Source organism: Alitiscatomonas aceti, from assembly GCF_025567195.1.
Lineage (GTDB): Bacteria > Bacillota > Clostridia > Lachnospirales > Lachnospiraceae > Alitiscatomonas > Alitiscatomonas aceti.
On sequence record NZ_JAOQJF010000062.1, the window covers coordinates 1 to 4,650 of the forward strand.

General features: G+C 44.2%; 7 protein-coding genes. 3 read left to right on the plus strand and 4 right to left on the minus strand.

What is annotated here, in order from left to right; all coding sequences use genetic code 11:
- Positions 1 to 84: 84 nt before the first annotated feature.
- Genes OCV69_RS16220 through OCV69_RS16230 form a run of 3 tightly spaced genes read right to left on the minus strand, consistent with a single transcriptional unit; the run spans position 85 to position 1,297 of the window.
- Complete coding sequence (locus tag OCV69_RS16220; protein WP_262563240.1) at positions 85 to 210, minus strand: hypothetical protein; 126 nt, start codon at positions 208 to 210, stop codon at positions 85 to 87.
- 22 nt (positions 211 to 232) lie between these two features.
- Positions 233 to 799 carry a helix-turn-helix domain-containing protein gene (locus OCV69_RS16225; protein WP_158360289.1) on the minus strand — a complete coding sequence of 189 codons (567 nt, stop codon included), beginning with the start codon at positions 797 to 799 and terminating at the stop codon, positions 233 to 235.
- Between the two features lie 24 nt (positions 800 to 823).
- Positions 824 to 1,297, minus strand: coding sequence for a GNAT family N-acetyltransferase (locus OCV69_RS16230; RefSeq protein WP_158360288.1), 474 nt, complete (start codon positions 1,295 to 1,297; stop codon positions 824 to 826).
- A gap of 205 nt (positions 1,298 to 1,502) precedes the next feature.
- Between OCV69_RS16230 and OCV69_RS16235 the strand changes: the two genes are divergently transcribed.
- The gene (locus OCV69_RS16235) at positions 1,503 to 1,691 is read left to right on the plus strand and encodes a MarR family transcriptional regulator (protein ID WP_087306154.1); all 189 of its coding nucleotides are present in this window, start codon (positions 1,503 to 1,505) and stop codon (positions 1,689 to 1,691) included.
- A 15-nt stretch (positions 1,692 to 1,706) separates the two neighbouring features.
- Positions 1,707 to 2,753: a site-specific integrase gene (locus OCV69_RS16240; protein WP_158360287.1), complete on the plus strand. Its 1,047-nt coding sequence runs from the start codon at positions 1,707 to 1,709 to the stop codon at positions 2,751 to 2,753.
- On the opposite strand, the gene OCV69_RS16245 is transcribed toward OCV69_RS16240, so the two are convergent.
- Positions 2,726 to 4,339: a recombinase family protein gene (locus OCV69_RS16245; RefSeq protein ID WP_331485791.1), complete on the minus strand. Its 1,614-nt coding sequence runs from the start codon at positions 4,337 to 4,339 to the stop codon at positions 2,726 to 2,728. The genes OCV69_RS16240 and OCV69_RS16245 overlap by 28 nt on opposite strands.
- Here OCV69_RS16245 and OCV69_RS16250 point away from each other — a divergent pair.
- Entirely contained in the window at positions 4,224 to 4,565 is a 342-nt protein-coding gene (locus OCV69_RS16250) for a transposase (RefSeq protein ID WP_154433227.1), read from the plus strand. The genes OCV69_RS16245 and OCV69_RS16250 overlap by 116 nt on opposite strands.
- Positions 4,566 to 4,650: the final 85 nt, after the last annotated feature.

The window sequence follows — 4,650 nt, forward strand, 5'->3', positions numbered from 1 at the left end:
GAGGCATCCGCCTTTCAGGCGTTGCAGGCATAGGCCCCTTATAGGGGCATAATCAAACCACCAGTTGAACTGGTGGTTCATGACTTAGTAAAATTCTTCATCACATATATGTTCTTTGAGCAACTTGCACATTTCTGGATATTTTTCATATTCAGTATTGTTTTCAATATTTCCCCAAAAGTGTTCTTTCTCATTTCTATATACTGGCATATAAACTCCTTTCTTCTATCAGTTATTTTCTCCATTGATAGCTGCTATTTTTCTTGTCATGTCCTTTTTCATCAACACTACTGCTGGAAGCAGGCCAGTTGATTTTCCATTCAAAGTATTCGTCCTCTGAAATCTCTCCGCTTTTTAGCTGTTCTTTCCGCAAACACCATTCACGCAGAAATTCATTTACCAGACCATAATCAATCCACATACCGACAGGGGCATGAGCAGGCCATTCGTCACTATCATTATAGCGAACAGACTTATCATCAGAAGCGTTGCACTTGCCGGGATTGCGGACAAGCTGGAACAGATGAAAGGTATTGCGGTTGTCCTCGTCAAGCCAGAAAAAAGTCTGCATAATGTCCTCGGCGCAGCCGGGGGCTTCGGTAATAAAATTGATATAGTTGACATTCAAAATTTTGGCAATTTCCATGAGAGTATCTTTTTTGGGAACACGATAGCCGGATTCATATTGTGCTACACGAACATCAGCGTTGCGCTCCTCATATCCCAGCTTCAATCCTAGTTCCCGTTGTGTTAATCCCCGAAATGTGCGGATTCTCTTAATTCGTTCTCCCAGTATCATAATTCTGTGTCCTTTCCTTAAAATTTACAAATTACACACCATAATCCATTCTTCTTTGTTTTCCCGTATAATATCAAAGCCGATTTTTCGATACATTTCAGCCGCATAATTAGCCTTTTGAACGGAAAGTGAAACACGTTTATAACCATGTGTTTTCAACAAAGATAGCATTTCTTTCATCATATCGGTTCCTATCCCCTGTCCTCGGTATTCTTTGTATAGAGAGATGGCAAGGGAGGGCGTTTCATCATCAATATGTCCGTAATCGTGTATAATGCGTACCCAGACAGCGCCAACGATTTCTTGCTCAACTTCTGCGGCTAATGCGAAATCAGCTTTTGATGCCCCGAAGCGGTCAACATAAATCTGTAATTCGGGAGAAGCGATAATATTTTTCGGTGGCGGCTTTATACCGTCTGGAATAAAAATAGCTTCGTATAGAAATTCATTCAATAGAGGATATTCCATTACCGTCATTTCTCGTATCGTGTATTCCATAAAGCCCTCCTGTGAAAATAGTTATCCCGTTTCCTACATTGTAGCATACCTAAAATAATACGGCAACAAAAACTTATCAGAAATGCTAAATTTAATAAAAAAGATAAACTTAACAAAAAAGCTATTGACAATAGCGGAAATGTTAAGTATACTAAAAATACAGAACTTAACAAAAAAGTTAAAAATCCAAAAGGAGGACGTGTATTTGAAAAATGATTTATTTGTAACAGCCGGAGAAGTGGCGCAGGACTTAGGCATTTCCAAACCATTTGCTTATAAGCTGGTGCGGCAGATGAACGAAGAACTGGAAGCAAAAGGTTTTATCACAATCGCCGGACGAGTGAGCAGAAAATACTATGAAGAAAAATTTTATGGCATGGCACAGGCGAATTAGGAAAGGAGTGAGATTATGGCGGCGTACAAAGACGAACAGCGGGGAACATGGTATGTGTCCTTTCACTATTATGACTGGACTGGTAAGAATTGCCGGAAAGTTAAGAGGGGATTTAAGACCAAACGGGAAGCAACAGAGTGGGAACGGCATTTCCGTATGAAAGAAGCGGCTGACTTGGATATGACTTTTGAGGAATTTGTTCAGGCATACACAAGAGATATGAAGCCGAAACTGAAACACAATACCTGGCTGACGAAAGAGCATATCTTGAGGACAAAGCTACTGCCCTATTTCAAGGATAAGAAAATGCGTGATATTCGTCCGAAAGATATTATCCAGTGGCAGAATGAACAGATTTCCTATCGTGATGAAAAAGGAAAGCCCTATGCTCCGACTTATTTGAAAACTCTGCAATCAGAATTGAGTGCACTGTTTAATCATGCGGTACGGTTCTATGAACTGAAAAGCAATCCTGTTGTAAAGGCGGGGCCGTTGGGAAAGGGAAAAGCGGAGGAAATGTTGTTCTGGACAAAAAAGGAATATCTGAAATTCATTGAAGCGGTAAAGGACAAACCATATTCCTATCATGCGTTTCAGATATTGTACTGGTGCGGTTTACGAGTGGGCGAACTGTTAGCTCTCACGTCGCAGGATATTGATTTTGATAACAAAGTCATTCGGATAACAAAATCTTATCAGCGATTGGAGGGTAAAGATGTAATTACAGACCCGAAAACTCCGAAAAGCAAACGAAATGTAAGTATGCCGGATTTCTTATGTGAAGAACTGAAAGATTATATCGGCAGATTATACGGGATTCTTCCCACTGACCGTATCTTTCATCTGACAAAAAGCTTTCTGCACCATGAAATGACAAGAGGGGCGGAAAAAGCGGGAGTGAAACGCATTAGAATCCACGATTTGCGACACCCGTATGTCAAGCACACGACAAAAAAATATAATTCTGAAAAGCAGAAAACCCAAGCTACCAAGATAGATTTGATAGCCTGGGTTTTCCGTTTTTGTATCTTCAATTATTCAAAGAGGTCATGGATTTTGTAAACAATCTCAATGCGGTTGTCGGGGAATACATACACCTTTTCAATCAGCAGATCGGTCAGCTCAGACGTCAGCACATCCGCTTCTACAATCGAGTGAACGATCTCTTGTCGGCTGCTTTGGCGGGCCTGTTCTTCTCGCTTCAGCTTTGCCTGGGCGGTGACAGCAGCATAGGCATTTTTGACTTTCAGTATTTCTGCGTCATAAACTGCTTTCTCCAATTTATAAGTGTCCAGCTCGATCTGCCCCAGGAGATACCGTTCAAAGAGAGATTGCTTCTGATCCCTCAAGGCTTCCAGCTGCTTCTCATACTCAGAGCATTTGGCAGCGGTAGCCTCCAGGTGAATGGTGCCGTCTTTATGTACGGGCAGCAGGATTTCCAGCTGCTTTTTCAAAGTGAGGAGGACGGCTTCTTCCAGCCCAGCAACATCTGCCCGGACATCGCGGCAGCGGCTGTTCACATCAGCGGTAGAATGGCGGCACATATAAAACGGTCTCTTTTGGGCGATGCGGGAGAGTGCATGATCGCAGCAGCCACAATAGACCTTGCCTTTTAGTGGGTACTCCCTGGTTTTCTTGGTCGGCAAGGAGAATCGGCGCTGCACAGCCTGCACCTTTTCAAATAGTTCTTTGTCAACGATTGCCGGATGATGGTCGGGAATAATGAACCATTTGTCCCGGTCCTTCTTGCGGCTTCTTGTGCCGCCCACTTCAATGACTGCACGACGCCCGATGACATAGGAGCCGATATAGCGTTCGTCCTCCAGGATACGGAGAACCGTAGAACTGCTCCAGCGTCCACGGGAGCGGGAGACATCGTGGTACTGCTGCCCATGCGCTGCTTTGTATTCTCCGGGGGTCGGTTTGCCTCGCTTAAAGAGTTCCCTGGTAACGGCTGCCGCTCCAATTCCGGTTGCGGCAAGTTGGAAAATGAGCTGTACCACAGCAGCGGTTTCCGGGTTCGGTTCCATTCTGCCATTGGCGCTTTTGCGATACCCGTAAGGGCAAACTTTGCTCTGGTATTCGCCGCGCTGCATTTTGGCGTACTTGGCGCTTTTGGTCTTGATGGACATATCCCGGCTGTAATACTCGCTGATCAGATACTTGAAAGCCACATCCATACCGCCGGTATCGCCCTTGTGCTGATCGCTGTCAAAATCATCGTTGATAGAAATGAACCGAGTGTGAAACAGAGGGAACACACGCTCAATGAAATAGCCAGTCTCAATGCTGTTTCGTCCAAACCGGGAAAAGTCTTTTACGATGATGCAGTCGATCTTATTGGCCCGCACCATCTCAATCAGCTCCTGGACTTTGGGGCGTTCGAAGTTTGTCCCGCTATACCCGTTGTCGATAAACTCAAGGACTTCTGCATGAGTGGACTCCGGCATGGAAGTGATGTTGTATAAATAAAGTTGACACCTTATTCTCAAAGAATTCATGTATAATAAAGAGAATAAGGAGGAACTTTCAATGTCACGTACCCAACGTAAATACGACCACGAATATAAGGTCCAGGCTGTCAAACTTGCCAGAGAAATCGGCGGTGCTAAGGCAGCCAAAGAATTAGGTATTCCAGAAGGAACCATCCATACATGGCTGAAAGCAGTTAGAGCAGGCACTTTAGATATTGGCGACGGTGCACATACTCCAGAAAGTGCGATGAGCCTTGCTGAGGAGCTTGCTATGCTCCGCAAACGCGTTAAGGATCAGGATAAAGAAATCCGGCGTCTGAAAGAGGAAAATGAATTTCTCGAGGAAGCAAGTGCTTTTTTCGCAGCCAGCCGTCGGAAGTCAGCAAGAACCAAAGAATGATGTGTTGTGGTCAAGCATTTTTGTAACACTTGTGGCTAAAAAATATCATGAATCAGTTACGCTGCCATCCGGGCTTCGTATGGTG